At 71.7% G+C, this 20,711-nt stretch carries 20 protein-coding genes and 1 tRNA gene; 8 read left to right on the forward strand and 13 right to left on the reverse strand.

Features of this window, described 5'->3' with window-relative positions:
• Positions 1-51: 51 nt before the first annotated feature.
• Positions 52-3,750 carry a transcription-repair coupling factor gene (gene mfd / locus AC1DY2_RS02640; RefSeq protein WP_476760994.1) on the reverse strand — a complete coding sequence of 1,233 codons (3,699 nt, stop codon included), beginning with the start codon at positions 3,748-3,750 and terminating at the stop codon, positions 52-54.
• Positions 3,751-3,900: 150 nt separating this feature from the next.
• Between mfd and AC1DY2_RS02645 the strand changes: the two genes are divergently transcribed.
• The gene (locus AC1DY2_RS02645) at positions 3,901-4,632 is read left to right on the forward strand and encodes an RNase H family protein (RefSeq protein ID WP_476760995.1); all 732 of its coding nucleotides are present in this window, start codon (positions 3,901-3,903) and stop codon (positions 4,630-4,632) included.
• 43 nt (positions 4,633-4,675) lie between these two features.
• Here AC1DY2_RS02645 and pth read toward each other — a convergent pair whose 3' ends face one another.
• From pth to AC1DY2_RS02660, 3 genes are all read right to left on the reverse strand, one after another.
• The gene (gene pth, locus AC1DY2_RS02650) at positions 4,676-5,305 is read right to left on the reverse strand and encodes an aminoacyl-tRNA hydrolase (protein ID WP_476760996.1); all 630 of its coding nucleotides are present in this window, start codon (positions 5,303-5,305) and stop codon (positions 4,676-4,678) included.
• A 118-nt stretch (positions 5,306-5,423) separates the two neighbouring features.
• Entirely contained in the window at positions 5,424-6,059 is a 636-nt protein-coding gene (locus tag AC1DY2_RS02655; protein ID WP_476760997.1) for a 50S ribosomal protein L25/general stress protein Ctc, read from the reverse strand.
• Positions 6,060-6,282: 223 nt separating this feature from the next.
• Complete coding sequence (locus AC1DY2_RS02660; protein WP_476760998.1) at positions 6,283-6,810, reverse strand: gluconokinase; 528 nt, start codon at positions 6,808-6,810, stop codon at positions 6,283-6,285.
• Positions 6,811-6,993: 183 nt separating this feature from the next.
• Between AC1DY2_RS02660 and gndA the strand changes: the two genes are divergently transcribed.
• The 4 genes from gndA to AC1DY2_RS02680 are packed head-to-tail and all read left to right on the forward strand — an operon-like array spanning position 6,994 to position 9,547.
• Positions 6,994-8,409: an NADP-dependent phosphogluconate dehydrogenase gene (gene gndA / locus AC1DY2_RS02665; RefSeq protein ID WP_476761012.1), complete on the forward strand. Its 1,416-nt coding sequence runs from the start codon at positions 6,994-6,996 to the stop codon at positions 8,407-8,409.
• A gap of 37 nt (positions 8,410-8,446) precedes the next feature.
• Positions 8,447-8,800, forward strand: a complete 354-nt coding sequence (locus AC1DY2_RS02670; RefSeq protein ID WP_476760999.1) for a YidH family protein — start codon at positions 8,447-8,449, stop codon at positions 8,798-8,800.
• 34 nt (positions 8,801-8,834) lie between these two features.
• Positions 8,835-9,173, forward strand: coding sequence for a DUF202 domain-containing protein (locus AC1DY2_RS02675; RefSeq protein WP_476761000.1), 339 nt, complete (start codon positions 8,835-8,837; stop codon positions 9,171-9,173).
• On the forward strand, positions 9,170-9,547 hold the full coding sequence (locus tag AC1DY2_RS02680) for a hypothetical protein (protein WP_476761001.1): 378 nt from the start codon (positions 9,170-9,172) through the stop codon (positions 9,545-9,547). Before AC1DY2_RS02675 ends, AC1DY2_RS02680 begins: the two co-directional genes overlap by 4 nt.
• Before the next feature lie 11 nt (positions 9,548-9,558).
• Here AC1DY2_RS02680 and AC1DY2_RS02685 read toward each other — a convergent pair whose 3' ends face one another.
• From AC1DY2_RS02685 to AC1DY2_RS02705, 5 genes are all read right to left on the reverse strand, one after another.
• Positions 9,559-10,086, reverse strand: coding sequence for a hypothetical protein (locus tag AC1DY2_RS02685; RefSeq protein ID WP_476761002.1), 528 nt, complete (start codon positions 10,084-10,086; stop codon positions 9,559-9,561).
• A gap of 7 nt (positions 10,087-10,093) precedes the next feature.
• Positions 10,094-11,794 carry a long-chain-fatty-acid--CoA ligase gene (locus AC1DY2_RS02690; protein ID WP_476761003.1) on the reverse strand — a complete coding sequence of 567 codons (1,701 nt, stop codon included), beginning with the start codon at positions 11,792-11,794 and terminating at the stop codon, positions 10,094-10,096.
• 9 nt (positions 11,795-11,803) lie between these two features.
• Positions 11,804-12,781 (reverse strand): ribose-phosphate diphosphokinase, encoded by a 978-nt coding sequence (locus AC1DY2_RS02695; RefSeq protein WP_476761004.1) that lies wholly within the window; start codon positions 12,779-12,781, stop codon positions 11,804-11,806.
• Between the two features lie 37 nt (positions 12,782-12,818).
• Complete coding sequence (gene glmU, locus AC1DY2_RS02700; protein WP_476761005.1) at positions 12,819-14,261, reverse strand: bifunctional UDP-N-acetylglucosamine diphosphorylase/glucosamine-1-phosphate N-acetyltransferase GlmU; 1,443 nt, start codon at positions 14,259-14,261, stop codon at positions 12,819-12,821.
• Position 14,262: 1 nt separating this feature from the next.
• Positions 14,263-14,334, reverse strand: a tRNA-Gln gene (locus tag AC1DY2_RS02705).
• A gap of 109 nt (positions 14,335-14,443) precedes the next feature.
• Here AC1DY2_RS02705 and AC1DY2_RS02710 point away from each other — a divergent pair.
• The 3 genes from AC1DY2_RS02710 (at position 14,444) to AC1DY2_RS02720 (ending at position 15,761) form a co-directional block, all read left to right on the forward strand.
• Entirely contained in the window at positions 14,444-14,764 is a 321-nt protein-coding gene (locus tag AC1DY2_RS02710) for an ArsR/SmtB family transcription factor (RefSeq protein ID WP_476761006.1), read from the forward strand.
• Positions 14,761-15,198, forward strand: coding sequence for an SRPBCC domain-containing protein (locus AC1DY2_RS02715; protein ID WP_476761007.1), 438 nt, complete (start codon positions 14,761-14,763; stop codon positions 15,196-15,198). The genes AC1DY2_RS02710 and AC1DY2_RS02715 overlap by 4 nt, the downstream gene beginning before the upstream one ends.
• Positions 15,199-15,269: 71 nt before the next feature.
• Positions 15,270-15,761, forward strand: a complete 492-nt coding sequence (locus AC1DY2_RS02720) for a MarR family winged helix-turn-helix transcriptional regulator (RefSeq protein ID WP_309980052.1) — start codon at positions 15,270-15,272, stop codon at positions 15,759-15,761.
• 54 nt (positions 15,762-15,815) lie between these two features.
• On the opposite strand, the gene AC1DY2_RS02725 is transcribed toward AC1DY2_RS02720, so the two are convergent.
• From AC1DY2_RS02725 to AC1DY2_RS02740, 4 genes are all read right to left on the reverse strand, one after another.
• Positions 15,816-16,475, reverse strand: a complete 660-nt coding sequence (locus tag AC1DY2_RS02725) for a methionine ABC transporter permease (RefSeq protein ID WP_476761008.1) — start codon at positions 16,473-16,475, stop codon at positions 15,816-15,818.
• On the reverse strand, positions 16,475-17,503 hold the full coding sequence (locus AC1DY2_RS02730; RefSeq protein ID WP_476761009.1) for a methionine ABC transporter ATP-binding protein: 1,029 nt from the start codon (positions 17,501-17,503) through the stop codon (positions 16,475-16,477). Before AC1DY2_RS02730 ends, AC1DY2_RS02725 begins: the two co-directional genes overlap by 1 nt.
• Positions 17,504-17,597: 94 nt before the next feature.
• Positions 17,598-18,491, reverse strand: a complete 894-nt coding sequence (locus tag AC1DY2_RS02735) for a MetQ/NlpA family ABC transporter substrate-binding protein (protein ID WP_476761010.1) — start codon at positions 18,489-18,491, stop codon at positions 17,598-17,600.
• A 220-nt stretch (positions 18,492-18,711) separates the two neighbouring features.
• Positions 18,712-20,601, reverse strand: coding sequence for an ABC-F family ATP-binding cassette domain-containing protein (locus AC1DY2_RS02740; protein WP_476761011.1), 1,890 nt, complete (start codon positions 20,599-20,601; stop codon positions 18,712-18,714).
• Positions 20,602-20,711 lie beyond the last annotated feature (110 nt).

Below are 20,711 nucleotides of genomic sequence, written 5' to 3' on the forward strand. Positions count from 1 at the left end.
CACTGAGGCCGCGGCGGCGACCCGCGCCGGCCCCCCGCGCCGGCGACCCGGTCAGGCGGTGGCGGATGCCTCGGGCGCCGGCGCCGCGGCATCCGGGATCGGGAAGATCGCCGTGACGAGCCGYGACACCCACTCGATGAGGTCGGCGTCTCCCGGCAGCTCGCCCCCGGGCGTCGGGAACGGCACGAGGATGACGTCGTTCTGCGCGAAGTGCTTCGCGCCCGGGTAGAGGCGCTCGAGTCGCACGCGTCGCGAGTCTGGGATGTTGGCGGGCGCGATGCGGAGCTTGGAGCCGGTGGCGATGACGTCGGAGAGCCCCGCGAGCTGCGCCTGGCGGCGGAGCCGTGAGATCGCGACGAGGTGCGTCACCGCGTCAGGCGGGGTGCCGTAGCGATCGACGAGCTCCTCGACGACCGCGTCGATCTGGCCTTCCTTGGCGGCCGGCCCGCTGGCTGCGGACAGCTTCTGGTAGATCTCGAGGCGCAGCCGCTCGGAGTCGACGTAGTCCTCGGGGATGTGCGCGTCGACGGGCAGCTCCAGCCGCAGCTCGGTCTGGCCCTCGGCGACGTCGCCTCGGAAGGCCGACACCGCCTCGCCGATCATGCGCAGGTACAGGTCGAACCCGACGCCGGCGATGTGGCCGGCCTGCTCGGCGCCGAGCAGGTTGCCGGCGCCACGGATCTCGAGGTCCTTCAGCGCGATCTGCATGCCGCCGCCGAGCTCGTTGTTGGCGGCGATCGTGGAGAGGCGGTCGTGCGCCGTCTCGGAGAGGGGCTTCTGCGCGTCCCAGAGGAAGTACGCGTAGGCGCGCTCGCGTCCGCGGCCGACGCGGCCGCGCAGCTGGTGCAGCTGCGACAGGCCGTACTTGTCGGCGCGGTCGATGATGATCGTGTTGGCGTTCGAGATGTCGAGGCCGGTCTCGATGATGGTCGTCGAGACGAGCACGTCGAACTTGCGCTCCCAGAAGTCGACCACGATCTGCTCGAGCACGTGCTCGTTGAGCTGGCCGTGCGCGACGGCGATGCGCGCCTCGGGCACGAGCTCGGAGAGCTGCGCGGCGACGCGATTGATCGACGAGACCCGGTTGTGCACGAAGAACACCTGGCCCTCGCGGAGCATCTCGCGGCGGATCGCGGCGGCGACCTGCTGCTCGGAGTAGGGGCCGACGAAGGTGAGGATCGGATGCCGGTCCTCGGGCGGCGTGGCGAGCGTCGACATCTCGCGGATGCCGGTGACGGCCATCTCGAGCGTGCGCGGGATCGGCGTGGCGCTCATGGCGAGGATGTCGACGTTGGTCTTGAGCTTCTTGAGCTGGTCCTTGTGCTCGACGCCGAAGCGCTGCTCCTCGTCGATGATGAGGAGCCCCACGTCCTTGAACTTCACCTGCTCGGTGAGGATCCGGTGCGTGCCGATGACCATGTCGATGGTGCCGTCGGCGAGGCCCGTGACGGTCTCGCGCACCTCCTTGTCGGTCTGGAACCGCGAGAGCGCCCGCACGTGCACGGGGAACCCGGCGAACCGCTCGTTGAACGTCTCGAGGTGCTGCTTGACGAGCAGGGTCGTGGGCACCAGCATCGCGACCTGCTTGCCGTCCTGGATGGCCTTGAACGCGGCGCGCACGGCCACCTCGGTCTTGCCGAACCCGACGTCGCCGGCGAGGAGGCGGTCCATGGGGATGGGCCGCTCCATGTCGGCCTTGACCTCGTCGATGGTCTGCAGCTGGTCGGGCGTCTCGGCGAACGGGAACGCCTCCTCGAGCTCCTGCTGCCAGGGCGTGTCGGGCCCGAATGCGTGGCCCTTCGCGGCCATGCGGGCGGAGTAGAGCTTGACGAGCTCGACGGCGATCTCCCGCACGGCCTTGCGCGCGCGACCCTTCGCCTGCGCCCAGTCGCTGCCGCCCATCTTGGAGAGGGCGGGCGCCTCACCGCCGACGTAGCGGCTGAGCAGGTCGAGCTGGTCGGTGGGCACGAAGAGGCGGTCGCCCGCCTGCCCGCGCTTCGACGGCGCGTACTCGAGCACGAGGTACTCGCGCATGGCGGTGGGCTGCTGCTGGATGCCGGCCGTGCGGCTCGGGCCGGTGGGCCGGCTGCCCGTGGCCACCTCGCGCTGCACCATCTCGACGAAGCGGCCGATGCCGTGCGTCTGGTGCACGACGTAGTCGCCGGCCTTGAGCTGCAGCGGATCGACGACGTTGCGCCGCCGGGTGGCGAGCTTCGTGTTCTGGCGGGCGTCGTAGCCGGCCGCCCGACCGTAGAACTCGGACTCGGCGATGAGCGCGAGCTTGGCCTCGGGCACCTCGAACCCGCGCGCGGCCTCGGCCTGCACGAGGTAGGCGACGCCGGGCTCGAGGTCGGCCGGCACCTGGTCGACGATGCGCGCCGCGAGGCCGGCTTCGGCCAGCACGTCGCGGGCGCGCTCGACGAGGCCGTGACCGGCGGATGCCACGACGATGCGCCACCCGTCGCGCAGGCGCGCGCCGATGTGGTCGACGGCTCCGGCGACGTTGCCCGCGAAGCTCGGCATGGCGTTCGCGGCGATGCGCACGTACTCGGACGCGGCGCCGGCCGCCGCCTCGGCCKCCGCGGCATCGGATGACGCGGCCACCACCTCGGCGGCATCGCCGAGGTCGAAGCTGGAGAAGGTCCACCACACCCGGCGGGTGTCGGGTTCGCCGGGCGCGCTGAACAGCGCGGCCTGCCGGAACTCGCGGATCGTGAGGAAGTCGCCGGCGGCGAGGTCGATCGGCGCCTCGGCCCCGACGGTGGCGGCGCTCCACGCGGCGCCGAGGAACTCCCGGTTCGTCTCGGCGAGGCTCACGGCACGGCCCGCCACGCGCTCGGGCTGCACGACCGCGATGGCGGCGCCCTCGGGCAGGTAGTGCGCGARCGGCACGAGCCGCTCGAGCAGCGCGGGAGCCAGCGACTCCATGCCCTCGACGGGGATGCCCTGCGAGATCTTCTCGAGCATGCCCGCGAGGCTCGGGAACTCGTGCAGCATCTCGCGGGCGCGCTGCCGCACGGCCGGGGTGAGCAGCAGCTCGCGGCTCGGGGCGAGCTGCACGCGCTCGACGACCTCGGGCAGGGAACGCTGGTCGGCCACCGAGAACGCGCGCAGCTCCTCGACTTCGTCGCCGAAGAACTCCACGCGCACGGGATGGTCGGCGGTGGGCGGGAACACGTCGAGGATGCCGCCGCGCACGGCGAACTCGCCTCGGCGCGAGACCATGTCGACGCGCGCGTACGCGAGGTCGACGAGCCGCACCGCGAGCTGCGACAGGTCGTACCCGCGACCGCCGGCGACGAGCTCGATCGGCGCGAGCTCGGCGAGGTTGTCGGCGAGCGGCTGCAGTGCGGCGCGCACCGAGGCGACCACGACGAGCGGATGCCGCGAACCGGCCGCCTGCCACTCGTGGAGCCGCCGCAGCGCGTGCAGCCGGCGCCCGACCGTCTCGGCGGAGGGGCTCAGCCGCTCGTGGGGCAGCGTCTCCCACGCGGGGAACTCGAGGAGCTCGCCACCGTCGAGGTACGGCGCCAGCGCGCCGCGCAGCGCCTCGCCCTCGCGGCTGGTGGCCGTGACGACGAGCAGCGCCGGCGGGAGGCCCGCCTCGATGCGGCGCTCGAGGAGGCCGGCGATGAGCGGCGCGTCGATGCCGGCGGGAGCCGAGAAGTCGGCGTTCCGCAGGGCCTCGGCGAGCGCGTCGTCGATCGTGGAGGCGCGCGAAAGCGCCCTGTTCAAGCCCTGCAGGATCACCGTCCGAGTCTACGCGCGGCCTCCGACAGGCCCGCCACCGTGCGCTGCCGGCGAACGGCTCGGCCGAACGCCTCGACGCGGACGGGCGACGCCGCGTCGCAGGCGCCCGATACGATGGGCGCCGCACCAGACCGACCCCGGAAGGACACCGTGATCACTGCCGCCGCCGATGGTTCGGCTCTCGGAAACCCCGGCCCCGCCGGCTGGGCCTGGTACGTCGACGACACCACGTGGGCGGCGGGCGGCTGGCCGCACGCCACCAACAACCAGGCGGAGCTGAAGGCCGTGCTCGAGCTCTTCCGGGCGACCAAGCACCTCGACGACGACCTGCTCGTCCTCTGCGACAGCCAGTACGTCATCAACTGCATCACGAAGTGGATGCCGGGCTGGAAGCGCAAGGGATGGCGCAAGGCCGACGGCAAGCCGGTCATGAACGTCGACCTGCTGCAGGAGCTCGACGACGAACTCGCCGGCCGTCGGTACCGCTTCGAGTGGGTGCGCGGGCATGTGGGCCACGAACTCAACGAGGCCGCCGACACCCGGGCTCGCGCGGTCGCCGAGGCCTATCGCCGCAAGGGCGCCGTCCCAGGAGGCCCGGGGTGGCCCGGCACAGACGTCGCCCCCGAGGTCGCGGCGCACCGGCTCGTGGAGGCCGAGCTCGAGCTCGCGGCGGCCACCGAGGCGGGCGCGTCCGGGCAGGCGGCAGACGCGAGCGAACCCGAGGCGGAGGTCGACGAGCCGGCGCTCTTCGCACTGGAGGACGCGCCCGACGCCTGGCACACGCTCACGCTCGAGCTCTCCACCGAGGAGCACGACCGACTCGTGCAGCGAGCCCGCGGCGAGGGGCTCTCGCCCGAGGATTTCCTCCGCGGCCTCATCTGAGCCGGGCAGGAGCGGGGCGGCCGCGTCGCCGCGGCATCCGTGGTCAGGCGGGCGAGTGGAACCGCTGCTGCGCCGCCACGAGCCCGTGCTCGACGATCGCCTCGACGGCGTCCGCGGCATCCGACACCAGGCTCGGCAGCGACTGCCGCTCGGTGCCCGAGAAGTCCTTCAGCACGAAGTCGGCGGCGTCCTGCCTCCCGGGAGGGCGCCCGACGCCGATGCGCACGCGGATGAAGTCGCCGTCGTCGGTCGCCTTCGACACGTCGCGCACGCCGTTGTGGCCGCCGTGTCCGCCGCCCTGCTTCAGGCGCACGGTGTCGAACGGGATGTCGAGCTCGTCGTGGAGCAGCACGAGCCGGTCGGCGGGCAGCGAGTAGTACTTGAGCAGGGCCGACACCGGGCCGCCCGACGTGTTCATGAAGCCGTTCGGCTTCGCGATGACGAGCTTGGGGCCACCGGGGCGGAGGAACCCCTCGGCCACGCGTGACGGCGTCTTGTGCGTCTTGAAGGTCGCGCCGAGGCGCCCCGCGACCTCGTCGGCCACCATCTGGCCGACGTTGTGCCGGTTGCCGGCGTACTGGGCGCCTGGGTTGCCGAGCCCGACCACGAGCCAGGTGTTCTCGGCCACGGCGTCGTCCTTCCGGCGGGCGCGCCATCGGTCGAGGAGGCCCATGGGCGGCTCCTTCCGGACGGCGCGGATACGAACAGGAAAATGGAACGGGGCCCGCGGCCCGCAGTCCGAGAGTACCCGGATGCGGCGCCGCGGGCCCCGTGCGCGTGGTCCGCTGAGGTTACTCGGCCGACTCGGCCGCGGTCTCCTCGGCGGGCGCCTCGGCCTCGGGCGCCTCGGCGGCGGCGGCCTCGGCGGCCTCCTCGCCCAGGTCGACCTTCTGGGGCACGTGCACGAGCACGACGAGGGCGTCGGGGTCGCTCACGAGGGTCGCGCCCGTGGGGAGCTCGACGTCCTTCGCGTGGATCTGCGTGCCCTCCTCGAGGCCCTCGATGGAGAGGACGATGTTCTCGGGGATGTGCGTGGCCTCGACCTCGAGCAGCAGCGTCTTGGCGTCGAGGTCGGCGATCGTGCCGGGGTACGACTCGCCCTCGGTGTGCACGGGGACCTCGACCTGGACCTTCTCGCCGCGCTTGATGACGATGAGGTCGATGTGCTCGATGACCTGGTGCACCGGGTCCTTCTGCACGTCCTTCACGAGTGCGATCTGGCTCTTGCCCGAGATCTGCAGGTCGAGCACGGCGTTCGCCTTGCGGATGAGCAGCGCGACCTGGTGGCCCGGGAGGGTGAGGTGCTGCGGCTCGGTGCCGTGGCCGTACAGCACGGCGGGGATCTTGCCGGCGGCGCGGATCTTGCGGGCCGCGCCCTTGCCGAACGTCTCGCGCGCGTCGGCGACGACCTTGTTGTCCTGCTCCATGGTGGTTCTCCTTGCGGGCTCGCGGCCCAGATCGTATGTCTGTCGTTTCGACTCGAACGCGCAGCATCTGACATGCGCTGGTGCGTGAGGAAACAGCCGTGAAGCCTGGTTCCACCGCGTCGATCACGGATGCCCCGCCCGCCGCTCTCGCGGACGAACCGGGCCTCCCTCGCCGAAGTTGTCAGGCCTGCCGCGCGTGAACGCGGAAGACCAAGGGGAGAGTCTACCAGTCCGACTCGAGTGCCGCGATCGCGCGTTCCACGACCGCGTCGACGGGTCCGACGTTCTCGATGCGGACGCCCGCCTCGTCCTCCGCGAGCGGCTCGAGCGCCTCGAGCTGCGAGGCCAGGAGGGCGGGGGGCATGAAGTGGCCGGCACGATCGCGCACCCGCTCGCCGAGATGCTCGGCCGGCACCACCAGCTCCACGAACACCGCGGCCGGGCACGCCGCGCGGATCGCGTCGCGGTAGGCGCGGCGCAACGCGGAGCAGGCGACCACCACGCCGGCATCGCCCGCGGCGAGCGCCTCCCCCACGAGCCGCAGCCAGGGCCACCGGTCGTCGTCGTCGAGGGGTACGCCGCTGCGCATCTTCTCGACGTTCGCCGCGGGGTGCAGGTCGTCGGAGTCCACGAACGCCGTTCCCGGGAACCGGGCGACGAGCCGCTGCGCGAGCGCCGCTCCGACGACCGACTTGCCGGAACCGCTCGGCCCCATGACGACGACCCTGGGCGGGTGGGCTGAGGCGCTCATGGGTTGCAGGCTAGCCGAACGGCGGACGCGGCATCCGCCCCACCGCAGCGGCGCAGCCTCACCGCAACAGCGCGCAACGGTGAGCGCCGCTCACAGTACGCTGGAGGCGACCCCGAACCCACGAGGAGAACTTTCGTGCCTGAAACCGGATCAGCAAACATCGGCGTCGTCGGACTCGCGGTGATGGGGTCGAACCTCGCCCGCAACCTGGCGAGCCGCGAGGGCAACACCGTCGCCGTGTTCAACCGCTCCCCCGAGCGCACGCAGACGCTGACCAGCGAGCACCCCGAGGCCGGCTTCGTGGCCGGCGAGAGCTACGACGACTTCGTCGCCTCCCTCGCGAAGCCGCGCACGGCGATCATCATGGTGCAGGCCGGCAAGGGCACCGACGCGGTCATCTCCGAGCTCGTCAAGCGCTTCGAGCCGGGCGACATCATCGTCGACGGCGGCAACGCGAACTTCCACGACACGATCCGCCGTGAGGCCGAGATCGCACCCACGGGCATCCACTTCGTCGGCGCCGGGATCTCGGGCGGCGAGGAGGGCGCGCTCAAGGGCCCGTCGATCATGCCCGGCGGCTCGGCGGAGGCCTACGAGACGCTCGGCCCGATCCTGGCGTCGATCGCCGCGGTCGCCCCCGACGGCGAGCCGTGCGTCACGCACGTCGGCACCGACGGCGCCGGCCACTTCGTGAAGATGGTGCACAACGGCATCGAGTACGCCGACATGCAGCTCATCGCCGAGGCCTACGACCTCATCCGCCAGGGCACCGGCAAGTCGCCCGCCGAGATCGCCGACATCTTCGCCGAGTGGAACGACGGCGAGCTCGAGAGCTACCTCATCGAGATCACGGCCGAGGTCCTGCGCCAGACGGATGCCGCGACCGGCCGTCCGCTCGTCGACGTCATCCTCGACGAGGCGGGCGCCAAGGGCACCGGCGCGTGGACCGTGCAGAACGCCCTCGACCTGGGCGTTCCCACCTCGGGCATCGCCGAGGCCGTGTTCGCGCGCAGCCTCTCGTCGAAGCGCGCGCAGCGCGAGGCGGCATCCGACCTGCCCGGCCCCTCGGGCGAGTGGAAGGTCGCCGAGGCCGACGTCGACGCCTTCATCGAGGACGTGCGCCGCGCGCTCTACGCGTCGAAGATCATCGCCTACTCACAGGGCTTCGACGAGATCGTCGCCGGCGCCGAGCAGTTCGGCTGGGACATCCACAAGGGCGACATCGCGAAGATCTGGCGCGCCGGCTGCATCATCCGCGCCCGCTTCCTGAACCGCATCGCCGAGGCCTACGCCGAGGACCCGGGCCTCGTGGCGCTCGTCGTCGCACCCTACTTCCGCGACGCCGTCGCCGGCACGCAGGAGAGCTGGCGCCGCATCATCGGCATCGCCGCGCAGGCCGGCATCCCGACGCCGGCGTTCTCGTCGTCGCTCGCGTACTACGACGGCCTCCGCGCCGAGCGCCTGCCCGCCGCCCTCATCCAGGGCCAGCGCGACTTCTTCGGCGCGCACACCTACCAGCGCGTCGACAAGCCGGGCGTGTTCCACACGCTGTGGTCGGGCGACCGGTCCGAGATCGAGACCACGCCGTCATCGCACTAGTCACGTAGTCTGGACGGACCAGACGAGGGGCGAGCGGATGCCGGAACCGGCGTGGCGGAGTGAGGGCACCGAGCCCGACTACCGCTTCACGCTGGCCAACGAGCGCACGTTCCTCGCCTGGATCCGCACGGCGCTCGCGCTCCTCGCGGGCGGGGTGCTGCTGCACCAGTTCGCGACCGAGCTCGGGCCCCGCCCCGCCGTCGTCGTGCTGTCCGTCGGGCTCGGTGTCATCGCGGCGGCGCTCAGCGTGGTGTCCTACACGCGCTGGCGCGGCAACGAGATCGCCATTCGCCTGGGCCGTCCACTGCCGTTCAGCTGGGTGCTGCCGGCGCTCGCGGGGGCCTGCCTCCTGACCAGCGCGGTGCTCGTCGTGCTGCTCGTCATCACGTGAGCCGTGGTCGTCTCGTGAGCGGATCGGTACCGGAATGAACCCCTACGTCGTGGATGCCACCGGCGATCCGGGCCTGCAGCCCGAGCGCACCGCGCTCTCGTGGACGCGCACGGCGCTCGCCCTCGCGGTGAACGCCCTGCTGTCGATGCGTGCCGGCCTGGTCGCCGGCGAGCCGGGGCTCGTGGCCGTGGGGGTGCTGCTCTTCGCGGCATCCGGCGCCGCCGTGGTCATCGGCACCGTGCGCCAACGTCAGCTGTCGGGTGCGCGCCTGGTGATCACCCCGCCCGCCGGGGCGCTCGTGGGCGTCGCGGCGGCGACCCTGCTCGCGAGCGTCGGCGGTGTCGCCAGCGTCTTCGTGGAGGGTGCGGCATGAGCGAGCGGCATCCCGAACTCGAACCCGACCCTTGGGACGACGACGACGGACGGCCCATGCCGGGCCACCGCCGGCGCCGCGTGCTGCGCGTCGTGGTGCTGATCGCCCTCGGCGCGCTGCTGCTGCCCCTCGTGCTCTCGGCGTACGGCGTGGCGAGGTCGGCGGCCGATCGGGCGTGCTCGGTCTACGTGGCGGCGTACGACACGGATGCGGCGGGATTCCGGTCGTCGTTCGACCTGTTCGCGCCGGGCGGGCCCGGCTGGGAGTGCTTCGCGATCTCCGAGCACGGCAGCGAGCGCCTGCTCGGCAACMTCGGGCCGATGCCGACCCTGCCGCAGCCGCAGCAGGTCGGGCCCGACCAGCGCGACGCCTGAGGTCGCTCGCCTCAGGTGGCCGGGTCAGGAGCGGCCGTCGCCGCCTCGTCGGGGAACACCCGCTTGTAGGTGCGCCCGTCGGCCAGCTCGACCGTGCGCGCCTCGAGCTGCCCGCGCGTGACGCGCTGGTAGATCGCCTGGGGGGTGACGCCGAGCCGCTTCGCCGCCTCGGCGACCGACAGGCCAGGCAGGTCGGTGGGCGAGCTCGAGGGTCGTTCGCGCTTGCGCCTGCGGCTCGCCTCCTGGCGTTCGGCGATGGCGTCGTCGCCGCCCGCCCAGCGGTACTTCGCGGCCGAGGGGCTGAGGCTCGCGGCATCCGCGACCTCCTCCCACGTGGCCCCGGCGGCCAGTGCCTCGCGCACGGCGACGAGCATGGCGGGCTCGGCCTCGAGGGCGACCGCGAGCGAGCGGATGCCCCGGAGCCGCTCGAGCGGCGAGGCATCCGAGTCGCCCGCCTGCTCCGACTCCCCCGCCTCAGGGGCCTCGAGCCGCGCCAGGCGCGCGAGGGCTGCGGCGGTGTCGGCGGAGAGGAACGGCACGGGGTCCTCAGCCCTCCAGGAGGCCGTTGCGCACCTCGCGGCGCAGCACCTTGCCGATGAGCGAGCGGGGCAGGTCGTCGGCCACCACGATGCGCCGGGGCACCTTGTAGGCGGTGAGCCCGTCGCGGGCGAAGGCACGGATGGCCGCCTCGTCGAACGTCGCGCCCGGCTTCAGCACGACCACCGCGACGACCTGCTCGCCCGAGTGCTCGTCGGGCAGGCCCACGACGGCGCAGTCCTCGACGTCGGCGTGGGCCCGGATGGCCTCCTCGACCTCGCTCGGCGCCACGTTGAAGCCGCCCGTGATGATGAGCTCCTTGATGCGGTCGACGATGCGCACGAAGCCCTCGTCGTCGATCGCGACGATGTCGCCCGTGCGGAACCAGTCGGCGCCGCCGTCGTCGGCCGGTACGAACACCGCGGCGGTCTCGTCGGGCTTCTTCCAGTAGCCCGAGAACACCTGCGGACCGCGCACGATGAGCTCGCCCTCGGCACCCGCCTCGCGGTCGACGGTCGGCTGGTCGGGGTCGACGACGCGCACCTCGGTCGAGGGCAGCGGCAGTCCGACGGTGCCGGCCTTGCGGTTGGGCGCGACGGGGTTGGCCATGAGCACCGGCGAGCACTCCGAGAGGCCGTAGCCCTCGACGAGGTACCCGCCGCTCGCGGCCTCCCAGGGCTCGACGACGTCGGCCGACAGCGGCATGGCGCCCGAGATCGCGATGCGGATGCCGTCGAGCGACACGCCCGCATCGGCGGCGGCCTTCGTGAGCCGGTCGTAGATCGGCGGCACCGCCGGGAGGAACGTGGGCGGACGCTGCTTCACGACCTTGAGCACGAGCTCGGGATCGAACTTCGGGAACAGCACGAGCCGGGCGCCCATGCTCATCGCGAACGTGAGGCACAGCGTGAGCCCGTAGGCGTGGAACATCGGCAGCACCGCGTACACCACCGACGTGCCGCGCTCGATCTCGGGCACCCACGCGCGCGCCTGTGCGGCGTTCGCACCGAGGTTCGCGTGCGTGAGCGTGGCGCCCTTGGGGCTTCCCGTCGTGCCGCTCGTGTACTGGATGAGGGCGACGTCGGATGCCGCGGGCGCAGCGACGGCGGCATCGATGCGGTCGGATGCCACGAGCTCGCGCCACGGCACCGTGCCGCGCACCTTCGTGGTGAGCGCGGCCCGCGACTCGCGCGCCTTCGCGACGGGCAGCCGCAGGGCGAACCGGGTCAGGAACGGCATGGCCCGGGTCACGTCGACCGAGACGATCGACTGCACCGCGACATCCGCCGGGAACGCCTGGATGGTCTCGACGACCTTGTCCCACGCGATCACGACGCGGGCGCCGTGGTCCTCGAACTGGTGCCGCAGCTCGCGCGGCGTGTAGAGCGGGTTGTGCTCGACCACGATCGCGCCGAGGCGGAGCACCGCGTAGAAGGCGACGATGTGCTGGGGGCAGTTCGGCAGCACGAGGGCGACCGGGTCACCGTGCTGCACGCCGAGCGCGCGCAGGCCCTCCGCGGCGCGGTCGATCTGCTCGCCGAGCTCGGCGTAGGTCGTGGTCGCACCGAAGAACTCGAGCGCGACATGGTCGCCGTACTGCTCGACCGACTCGTGCACGAGGTCGAACAGCGACCCCCGCTCGTCGGCGACGTCGTGCGGCACGCCCTCGGCGTAGCTCGACAGCCAGGGACGCGGGGTCGTGATCGCCATCGGGCCGGCCTACGCCGCGCCGTCGAACATGCTCGTCACCGAGCCGTCCTCGAAGACCTCGTGGATGGCGCGGGCGAGCAGCGGGGCGATCGGCAGCACGGTCAGGCGGTCCCAGCGCTTCTCGGGCGGGACGGGCAGCGTGTCGGTCACCACGACGCTGTCGATGGATTCGCTCTGCAGGATGTCGACGGCCGGGTTGGAGAACACCGCGTGGGTGGCCGCGACGACGACGCCGATCGCGCCGTTGGCCTTCAGCGCCTCGGCGGCCTTGGCGATGGTGCGGCCGGTGTCGATGAGGTCGTCGACGAGCAGGCACACGCGTCCGTTCACGTCGCCGACGATCTCGTGCACCGAGACCTGGTTCGGCACGAGCGGGTCGCGGCGCTTGTGGATGATCGCGAGCGGCACCCCGAGCTTGTCGCTCCAGATGTCGGCGACGCGCACGCGGCCCATGTCGGGCGACACGACCGTGAGCGTCGAGGGGTCGAGCTTGGCCTTGAAGTGCTCGAGCAGCACGGGCATGGCGAAGAGGTGGTCGACGGGGCCGTCGAAGAAGCCCTGGATCTGCGCGGCGTGCAGGTCGATCGACATGATGCGGTCGGCGCCGGCGGCCTTGTAGAGGTCGGCGACGAGGCGCGCCGAGATCGGCTCGCGGCCCCGGCCCTTCTTGTCCTGGCGGGCGTAGGGGTAGAACGGGGAGACCACGGTGATGCGCTTGGCCGACGCGCGCTTCAGCGCGTCGATCATGATGAGCTGCTCCATGAGCCACTCGTTGATGGGCGACGTGTGCGACTGGATCACGAACGCGTCGGAGCCGCGCACGCTCTCGTCGTAGCGCGCGTAGATCTCGCCGTTCGCGAAGGTGCGGGCGTCGGTCGGCACGAGCTCGGATCCCAGCTCCTCGGCGATGTGCTCGGCGAGCTCTGGGTGCGCTCGTCCGGAGACGAGCACGAGGCGCTTCGATCCGGTGGTCTCGATTCCCGACATGTGGTCTGTCCTCTCCACCCGCGCTGAGCCGGTGCGTTCAGTCTTCGTCGGAGCCGGATGCCTCTGCGGCGGCCTCGGCCGCCTGGGCTGCCGCGGTGCCGGGTCGATGCTTCTGGACCCATCCCTCGATGTTGCGCTGCGGGGCCACGTTCACGGCGAGTGCGCCCGCGGGAACGTCCTTGCGGACCACGGTGCCGGCGCCGGTGTACGCCCCATCGGCAATCCTAACGGGCGCGACGAAGACCCCGTGCGACCCGGTGCGCACGTGCGAGCCGACATCGGAGTGGTGCTTCCGCACGCCGTCGTAGTTGGCGAAGATCGAGCCGGCGCCGATGTTCGAGTGCTCGCCGATCGTGGCGTCGCCGACGTACGAGAGGTGCGGCACCTTGCTGCCCTGGCCGATGGTCGCGTTCTTCGTCTCGACGAACGTGCCGATCTTGCCGTCGGCGCCGAGCACCGTGCCGGGCCGYAGGAACGAGAACGGGCCGACGGATGCCCCGGCGCCGATGACCGACAGGGTGGCATCCGTGCGCTTCACCTCGGCGCCCGCGCCGATCTCGCAGTCCACGAGCGTCGTGTCGGGGCCGACGACGGCGCCGGTGGCGATCACCGTGGCGCCCTTGAGCTGGGTGCCGGGTCGGATCGTGACGTCGGGCTCGATCTTCACGTCGAGGTCGATCCACGTGGTCGCCGGGTCGTCGATGGTCACGCCGTTCAGCTGCCAGCCGCGCACGATCAGCGCGTTGAGGCGGGCGGCGGTCTCGGAGAGCTGGGCCCGGTCGTTGATGCCGGCGACGAGCCACGGCTCGGACACCGGCACCGCCTCGACCTCGGAGCCCGCCTCGCGGAGCAGCTGGATCACGTCGGTGAGGTACTTCTCGCCCTGTGCGTTGTCGGTGGTGAGGTTCGCGAGCTGGTCGCGCAGCGCGGCGGCGCCGAACGCGTAGATGCCCGCGTTGATCTCGCCGATCGCGCGCTCCTCGGCGGTGGCGTCCTTCTGCTCGACGATGCGGTCGAACGCGCCGTCGGCGCCGCGCACGACGCGGCCGTAGCCCGTGGGGTCGTCGTAGACGGCCGAGAGCACGGATGCCTGCGCGGCATGGCCGCGGTGCTGCTCGAGGAAGGCGGCGAGCGTGTCGGCGTCGAGGAGCGGCACGTCGCCGTTCAGCACGAGCACCTCGCCCGCGAAGTCGTCGGGCARCGCGGCGATGGCCTGCTCGACGGCGCGCCCGGTGCCGGGGATCTCGTCCTGGTCGACGACGACGACGCCCGGCATGACGGCCTCGACCTCTGCGGCCACCTGGTCGCGCTCGTGGCGCACGACCGCGACGACGTGCGCCGCGTCGAGCGCGTTCGCGGTGCGCAGCACGTGGGCCACGATCGGCGATCCGGCGAGCGGGTGCAGGAGCTTCGGGGTGGCGGACTTCATGCGGGTGCCCTGGCCGGCGGCGAGCACGATGATGGCGAGATTCTGGTCCATGCTCCGCCACCAGGATTCGAACCTGGTCCTCACAGCTCCAAAGGCTGTCGTGCTGCCGTTACACCATGGCGGACCGCTCGGAATCGACGATTCCGAGCGCCCTACAGTCTGCCAGACGCGGCGCCGCGAGGCGTCGCGTCTGGTCTTGTCATGTGACCTATTGGTCACGTATCCTGATCGTGATGGACGACGACGACGCGGTGTTCAAGGCCCTCGCGGATCCCACGAGGCGACGACTGCTCGACCACCTGTTCGAGCACGACGGCGCCCGCCTCGCCGACCTCGAGGCGCTCGCCGACATGACGCGCTTCGGCGTGATGAAGCACCTGCGCGTGCTCGAGGACGTGGGCCTGGTCACCGCCCGGCGTTCCGGCCGCGAGAAGCTGCACTTCCTGAACGTCGCGCCCATCCGACTCATCCACGACCGCTGGATCGACAAGTACCGGGTCGGCCCGGCGTCGGCGCTCGTCGACCTCAAACGAGAACTGGAGCAACGACCATGACGACGACGCAGGTCTACCACGTCTACATCCGCGCGACCGCCGAGGAGATCTGGGCCGCGATCACCCGGCCCGAGCTGACCGTGCAGTACTTCCACCGCGTGACGATCGAGATCACGCCCGAGCGCCGCTCGCACATCGGGCCGCGCGGGGAGGACTGGGAGCCCGACGCCGTGCTCGAGTTCGACCCGCCGCGTCGGCTCGTGCACGAGTGGCGGTCACACTACGAGGCCGAGATGGCCGCCGAGCCGGTCAGCCGGGTCACCTGGGAGATCGAGCCGCAGGACGGCGGCACGTGCCTCGTCACGCTCACCCACGATCGTCTCGAGGGCTCGCCGAAGACGGCGGAGGGCGTGTCGGGCGCCGGGTGGATGTTCGTCCTGAGCTCGATGAAGTCGCTGCTCGAGACCGGCGAGGCGCTTCCGCCCACGGGCTGACCTGCACACAGCCGAGTCCGCAGGATGCTCCGGCGCGCCGGCCGCCCCCGGCGCGGCGGGATAATGGCGGCATGACGGATGCTGACGAGGTCGACCGGATCGTGGGCGACTGGGAGCGCGAGCGACCCGACCTCGACTTCGCGCCGCTGCAGGTGCTCTCTCGCGTCGCTCGGCTCTCGAAGCACCTCGACCGCGCGCGGCGGCAGGCGTTCGCGAGGTCCGAGCTCGAGGCATCCGAGTTCGACGTGCTCTCGGCACTGCGCCGCGCCGGCTCGCCCTACCGGCTCTCCCCCAAGCAGCTGCTGCAGCAGACGCTCGTCTCGAGCGGCACCATGACCAACCGCATCGACCGGCTCGTCGAGCGCGGGCTCGTCAGCCGCCAGACCGACCCCAACGACGGCCGCGGCATCCTCGTCGAGATGAGCCCCGCCGGCCTCACCCGGGTGGATGCCGCGATCACCCGCCTCGTCGACGCCGAGGCCGAGCTGCTCGACAGCCTGCCCGCCGCCGAGCAGAAGCGGCTCGCCGGGCTGCTGCGCAAGCTCAGCCTCGGCTTCGACTGAGCGGCCCGGAGTGGCCCGGCGCGAGCCCGATGGCGCGGATCGTGCGGCGCCGAGCTACCGCCGCAGCACCTTGCGGGCGAGCCAGTTGCCGAGGAACTGCACGCCCTGCACGAACACGACGATGAGCAGCACCGCCGCCCACGTGATGACCGGCTCGAACTGCCGGTAGCCGTAGACCTGGGCGAACGTGCCGAGGCCGCCGCCGCCGATGAGGCCGGCGACCGCCGTCATGTCCACGATGGCGACGAGCACGAACGTGTACCCGAGGATGAGCGGCCCGAGCGCCTCGGGCACGACGACGGTGCCGAGGATCCGCAGCGGACTTGCGCCCATCGACCGCGCGGCCTCGATGACGCCGGGCGACACGGTGAGGAGGTTCTGCTCCACGATGCGGGCGATCGCGAACGACGCCGCGAGCGACAGCGCGAAGATCAGCGCGTTGTTGCCGATGCCCGTGCCGATCACGAGTCGTGAGAGCGGCTGCACGGCCGCGATGAAGATGATGAACGGGATCGGGCGGAAGAAGTTGATGACGACGTTCACGACGTTGTACACCGCGCCGTTGGAGAGCAGGCTCCCCGGACGCGTCGTGTAGAGCACGATGCCGAGCAGGAGGCCGGCCGTGCCGCCGATCAGCAGCGTGAGCCCCACCATGTAGAGCGTCTCGACCGCCGCGGCCCAGAACTCGCCCTGGAGTTCGAACAACCGGTCCATCACGGCACCTCCGTCACGTCGACGCGCTCGGCGATCCGCGCGAGCACCGCGTCGATCGCGGCATCCGCCCCCCTGATGGCGAGGGTGAGGTGGCCGAACGCGCGGCCCTGGATGTCGTTGATGCCGCCGTAGACGAGCTCGAACTCGAGGCCCGCCGCCGCGAGCTCGAGGAACACCGAGGCCTGCGAGACGTCGCCGTCCCGGAACGAGATCGTGACGATGCGGCCCTCGTGGCGCTCGCGCAGCACGTCGAGCTCGGCCGGCGACGGCACGCCCTTTACCACCGTGGACACGAAGCGCCGCGACGACGGGTTCTGCGGGTCCGAGAAGACGTCGAACACGTCGCCGTGCTCGATCACGCGACCCCCGTCCATCACGGCGACCTTCGTGGCGATCGACTGGATGACGTCCATCTCGTGGGTGATCACGATGATCGTCACGCCGAACTCCCGGTTCACGCGCTTGAGCAGGGCGAGCACCTCCTGCGTCGTCTCGGGGTCGAGCGCGCTCGTGGCCTCGTCGGCGAGCAGCAGGCGAGGCGAGGTGGCGAGCGCCCGGGCGATGCCCACGCGCTGCTTCTGCCCGCCCGAGAGCTGGTCGGGGTAGTTCCGCGCCTTGTCGGCCAGGCCGACGAAGTCGAGCAGCTCGGCGACGCGCGCCGCGATCTCGGCCTTCGAGGCGCCCGCGACCTTGAGCGGATAGGCGATGTTCTGCCATACCGTCTTCGCGCCGAACAGGTTGAACTGCTGGAAGATCATGCCGATGCCGAGCCGGATGCCGCGGAGCTCGCGTTCGGGCATGACCGTGAGGTCGCGGCCGTCCACCGTGATGCGGCCCGACGTCGCGGGCTCGAGCGCGTTGACGAGGCGCACGAGCGTGGACTTGCCCGCGCCCGAGTAGCCGATGATGCCGAAGACGTCACCCGCCTCGATGTCGAGGGTCACGTCGTCGACGGCCACGACCTGCGCACCGCCGCGCTCGGCCGGCGGGTACGACTTGCTGACGTTGGTGAGGCTCACGAGAGCCATGGATGCTCCTTCCGGAACGCCGAGACGGGCGGTGGGCTCTCGGCGCCCACCGCCCGCTCGCGTCGCGATCGATCCGTCGAATCGGTCGCGGGCGTCAGCCCTTCGCGGCCTTGGTGTCGGCCTCGACCTTGGCGAGGGAGTCCTTCAGGTCGGACACGGGCGTGGTGACGGGCACCGCCGTGCCACCCGAGGACTCCAGGAGGCCGGCCTGCACGTCGGGGTCGGTCTGGAAGATGTCGACGAGCTTCAGGTAGGTCTCGTTGTCGGCGTCGTCGGCCCGCGCCGCGAAGATGTTCACGTAGGGCAGCGCGTTCGGGTCGCTCGGGTCGTCCTGCGCGATCGCGTCCTCGAAGCTGAGGCCGGCATCGGCGACGAAGTCGTTGTTGATGACGGCGGCCGCGACGTCGGGCAGGGACGTCGGGGTCAGCGACGCCTCGAGGGCCGTCACCTTCACCTTCGACTTCGCCTCGTCGATGTCGGCGAGGTCGGAGAAGATCGAGCCACCGCTCTTGAGCTCGACGAGCCCGGCCGACTGCAGCACGAGCAGCGCGCGGGCCTGGTTCGAGGCGTCGTTCGGCACCGCCACGGTCTCGCCCGCGGGGATGTCCTTCACCGAGTCGTACTTCGTCGAGTAGAGGCCCAGCGGGTAGATCGCGGTCGCACCGATCGGCGTGAGGTCCTCGTCGGCCGACACGTTGTAGTCGGCGAGGTAGACGATGTGCTGGAACTGGTTGAGGTCGAGCTCGCCCTCGGTCAGCGCCGGGTTGGGCTGGGCGTAGTCGGCGAAGTCGACGAGTTCGATGTCGATGCCGGCCTCGGCCGCGGCATCCTCGAAGGCCGCCCACTGCGGGTCGGCCTTGCCGACGACGCCGATCTTCACGACGTCGTCGCCGTTCTCGCCGGCGGCGGGCGTGGCGCAGGCGGCGAGCGCGGCCACGAGCGGCAGGGTCGCCAGGGCGGCGAGGAGCTTGGTTGTGGTGCGTGACATTCCGGTGATTCCCTTTCGCGTGGGCGCGCCGCGATCAGGTGCTGATGGCATGGAGCTGGCATGGCTCCGCCACGGTTCGTGTCGGTGGGGGCGTCGATGCCGCGAACGCGGGCGCATCTCCACGTTAGGCGAAGTATCTTCGAGCGTATGACCACGTGGTCATGATCCGTCACAGTCCCTGCGACACCGACCCGAGAAGTCGACGGATGCTTCGAGCCCGTCAGGCCTCGAGCGCCTCCGAGACCTCGAGCCACCGCGTCTCGAGCTCGGACACCGTCGACTCGAGCGCGCCCAGCTCGTCGCCGAGCACGCCGAGCCCCACGTAGTCGCCCTGGTCGTGCTGCGCCAGCCTCTCGTGCAGCGCGGCGATCTGCGCCTGCAGCTTCTCGAGCCGCCGGTCGATCGACGAGCGCTCCTTCTCGGCGGTGCGTCGCTCCGCTCCGGTCAGGGCTGCGGATGCCGCCACGGCAGGCCGTACGTCACGAGCGGCATCCGACTCGCCGGCACCACCCGCGGCGACGGGACGCGTCGTGTCGGACGCCGCACCCGTGCCGCCCGCGGCATCCGTCGCCCGGCGCAGCTCGAGGTACTGGTCGACGCCGCGCGGCAGGTCGCGCAGGTGCCCGTCGAGGATCGCGAACTGCCGGTCGGTGACGCGCTCGATGAGGTAGCGGTCGTGGCTCACGACGAGGAGCGTGCCGGGCCACGAGTCGAGGAGGTCCTCGATGGCGGCGAGCATGTCGGTGTCGAGGTCGTTCGTCGGCTCGTCGAGGATGAGCACGTTCGGCTCGCTGAGGAGGATGAGCAGCAGCTGCAGCCGCCGCTTCTGGCCGCCCGAAAGGTTCTTCACGGGAGTCGAGAGCTGGGCGTTCGAGAAGCCGAGCCGTTCGAGCAGCTGCCCGGGCGTGAGCTCGACGGCCTTCGAGCCCTCGCCGATCCTGTACGCCGTGCGCTGTTCGGCGACCACCGCGCTGACCCGCTGGTCGGCCCACTCGGTGAGCTCCGACAGCTCCTGGCTGAGGGTGGCGATGCGCACGGTCGTGCCGCGCTTCACCCGTCCGGTGGTGGGCTGCACCGCCCCCGTCACGAGTCCGAGCAGCGTCGACTTGCCGGCGCCGTTCACGCCCAGGATGCCGGTGCGCTCGCCCGGGGCGATGCGCCACTCGAGCTCGTGCAGCACGGTCTTCGTCGTGGGCGCGCCCGGCGCGGCATCCGGAACCGGATACACGACCGACACGTCGAGCAGGTCGACGACGTCCTTGCCGAGCCTCGACACCGCGAGGCGGTTCAGCTCGACCGGGTTGCGCACGGGCGGCTCGTTCTCGATGAGCTCGTTCGCCGCGTCGATGCGGAACTTCGGCTTCGACGTGCGCGCCGGCGCGCCCCGGCGCAGCCACGCGAGCTCCTTGCGCATGAGGTTCTGCCGCTTCGCCTCGGATGCCGCGGCCATGCGGTCGCGCTCCACGCGCTGGAGCACGTACGCCGCGTATCCGCCCTCGAACGGCTCGACGATCCCGTCGTGCACCTCCCACGTGTCGGTGCACACCTCGTCGAGGAACCACCGGTCGTGCGTCACGACGACGAGCGCACCGGCATCCGTCGACCAGCGGCGCTTCAGGTGCCCGGCGAGCCAGGCGATGCCCTCGACGTCGAGGTGGTTGGTGGGCTCGTCGAGGAACACCACGTCCCAGTCGCCCACGAGCAGCGCCGCGAGGCCCACGCGCCGCCGCTGGCCGCCCGAGAGGCTGCCGACCTGCGCGTGCCACGGGACATCCGCCAGCAGGCCGCCGATGACATCGCGCACCTTGGGGYCGCCCGCCCAGACGTGCTCGTCGATGCCGCCGACGACCGCCTCGGCGACCGTGTGCCCCGGGTCGACGACGTCGGCCTGGTCGAGCATGCCGATCCGGATGCCGCGGCGGCGCGTCACCCGTCCGGCGTCGGGCTCGATCCGCCCCGCGAGCAGCTTGAGCAGCGTGGACTTGCCGTCGCCGTTGCGGCCCACGACGCCGATGCGGTCGCCCTCGTCGATGCCGAGGGTGACCTCGTCGAAGACGGTGCGCGTGGGGAACTCGAGGTGCAGGCGCTCGGCGCCGAGGAGGTGTGCCATGTCTGGCTCCACCCTACTTGCCCGCCCCGCGGCGCCCTCCCCGCTGCCGCCCTCCCCGTGCCACCCTCCCTCCCCGTGCCACCCTCCCTCCCCGTGCCACCCTCCCTCCC

It is taken from the genome of Agromyces sp. P1_H4, assembly GCF_056405255.1.

Excerpts from the sequence above, each read along its gene's own strand:
- AC1DY2_RS02720 (WP_309980052.1), top strand. The coding sequence starts at position 15,270 with ATGACGGATGCTGACGAGGTCGACCGGATCGTGGGCGACTGGGAGCGC.
- AC1DY2_RS02695 (WP_476761004.1), bottom strand. The coding sequence starts at position 12,781 with ATGTCGGGAATCGAGACCACCGGATCGAAGCGCCTCGTGCTCGTCTCC.
- AC1DY2_RS02730 (WP_476761009.1), bottom strand. The coding sequence starts at position 17,503 with ATGGCTCTCGTGAGCCTCACCAACGTCAGCAAGTCGTACCCGCCGGCC.
- AC1DY2_RS02715 (WP_476761007.1), top strand. The coding sequence starts at position 14,761 with ATGACGACGACGCAGGTCTACCACGTCTACATCCGCGCGACCGCCGAG.
- AC1DY2_RS02675 (WP_476761000.1), top strand. The coding sequence starts at position 8,835 with ATGAACCCCTACGTCGTGGATGCCACCGGCGATCCGGGCCTGCAGCCC.
- gndA (WP_476761012.1), top strand. The coding sequence starts at position 6,994 with ATGGGGTCGAACCTCGCCCGCAACCTGGCGAGCCGCGAGGGCAACACC.
- AC1DY2_RS02710 (WP_476761006.1), top strand. The coding sequence starts at position 14,444 with ATGGACGACGACGACGCGGTGTTCAAGGCCCTCGCGGATCCCACGAGG.
- AC1DY2_RS02725 (WP_476761008.1), bottom strand. The coding sequence starts at position 16,475 with ATGGACCGGTTGTTCGAACTCCAGGGCGAGTTCTGGGCCGCGGCGGTC.
- pth (WP_476760996.1), bottom strand. The coding sequence starts at position 5,305 with ATGGGCCTCCTCGACCGATGGCGCGCCCGCCGGAAGGACGACGCCGTG.
- AC1DY2_RS02735 (WP_476761010.1), bottom strand. The coding sequence starts at position 18,491 with ATGTCACGCACCACAACCAAGCTCCTCGCCGCCCTGGCGACCCTGCCG.
- AC1DY2_RS02660 (WP_476760998.1), bottom strand. The coding sequence starts at position 6,810 with ATGAGCGCCTCAGCCCACCCGCCCAGGGTCGTCGTCATGGGGCCGAGC.
- AC1DY2_RS02655 (WP_476760997.1), bottom strand. The coding sequence starts at position 6,059 with ATGGAGCAGGACAACAAGGTCGTCGCCGACGCGCGCGAGACGTTCGGC.
- AC1DY2_RS02690 (WP_476761003.1), bottom strand. The coding sequence starts at position 11,794 with ATGGCGATCACGACCCCGCGTCCCTGGCTGTCGAGCTACGCCGAGGGC.
- AC1DY2_RS02670 (WP_476760999.1), top strand. The coding sequence starts at position 8,447 with ATGCCGGAACCGGCGTGGCGGAGTGAGGGCACCGAGCCCGACTACCGC.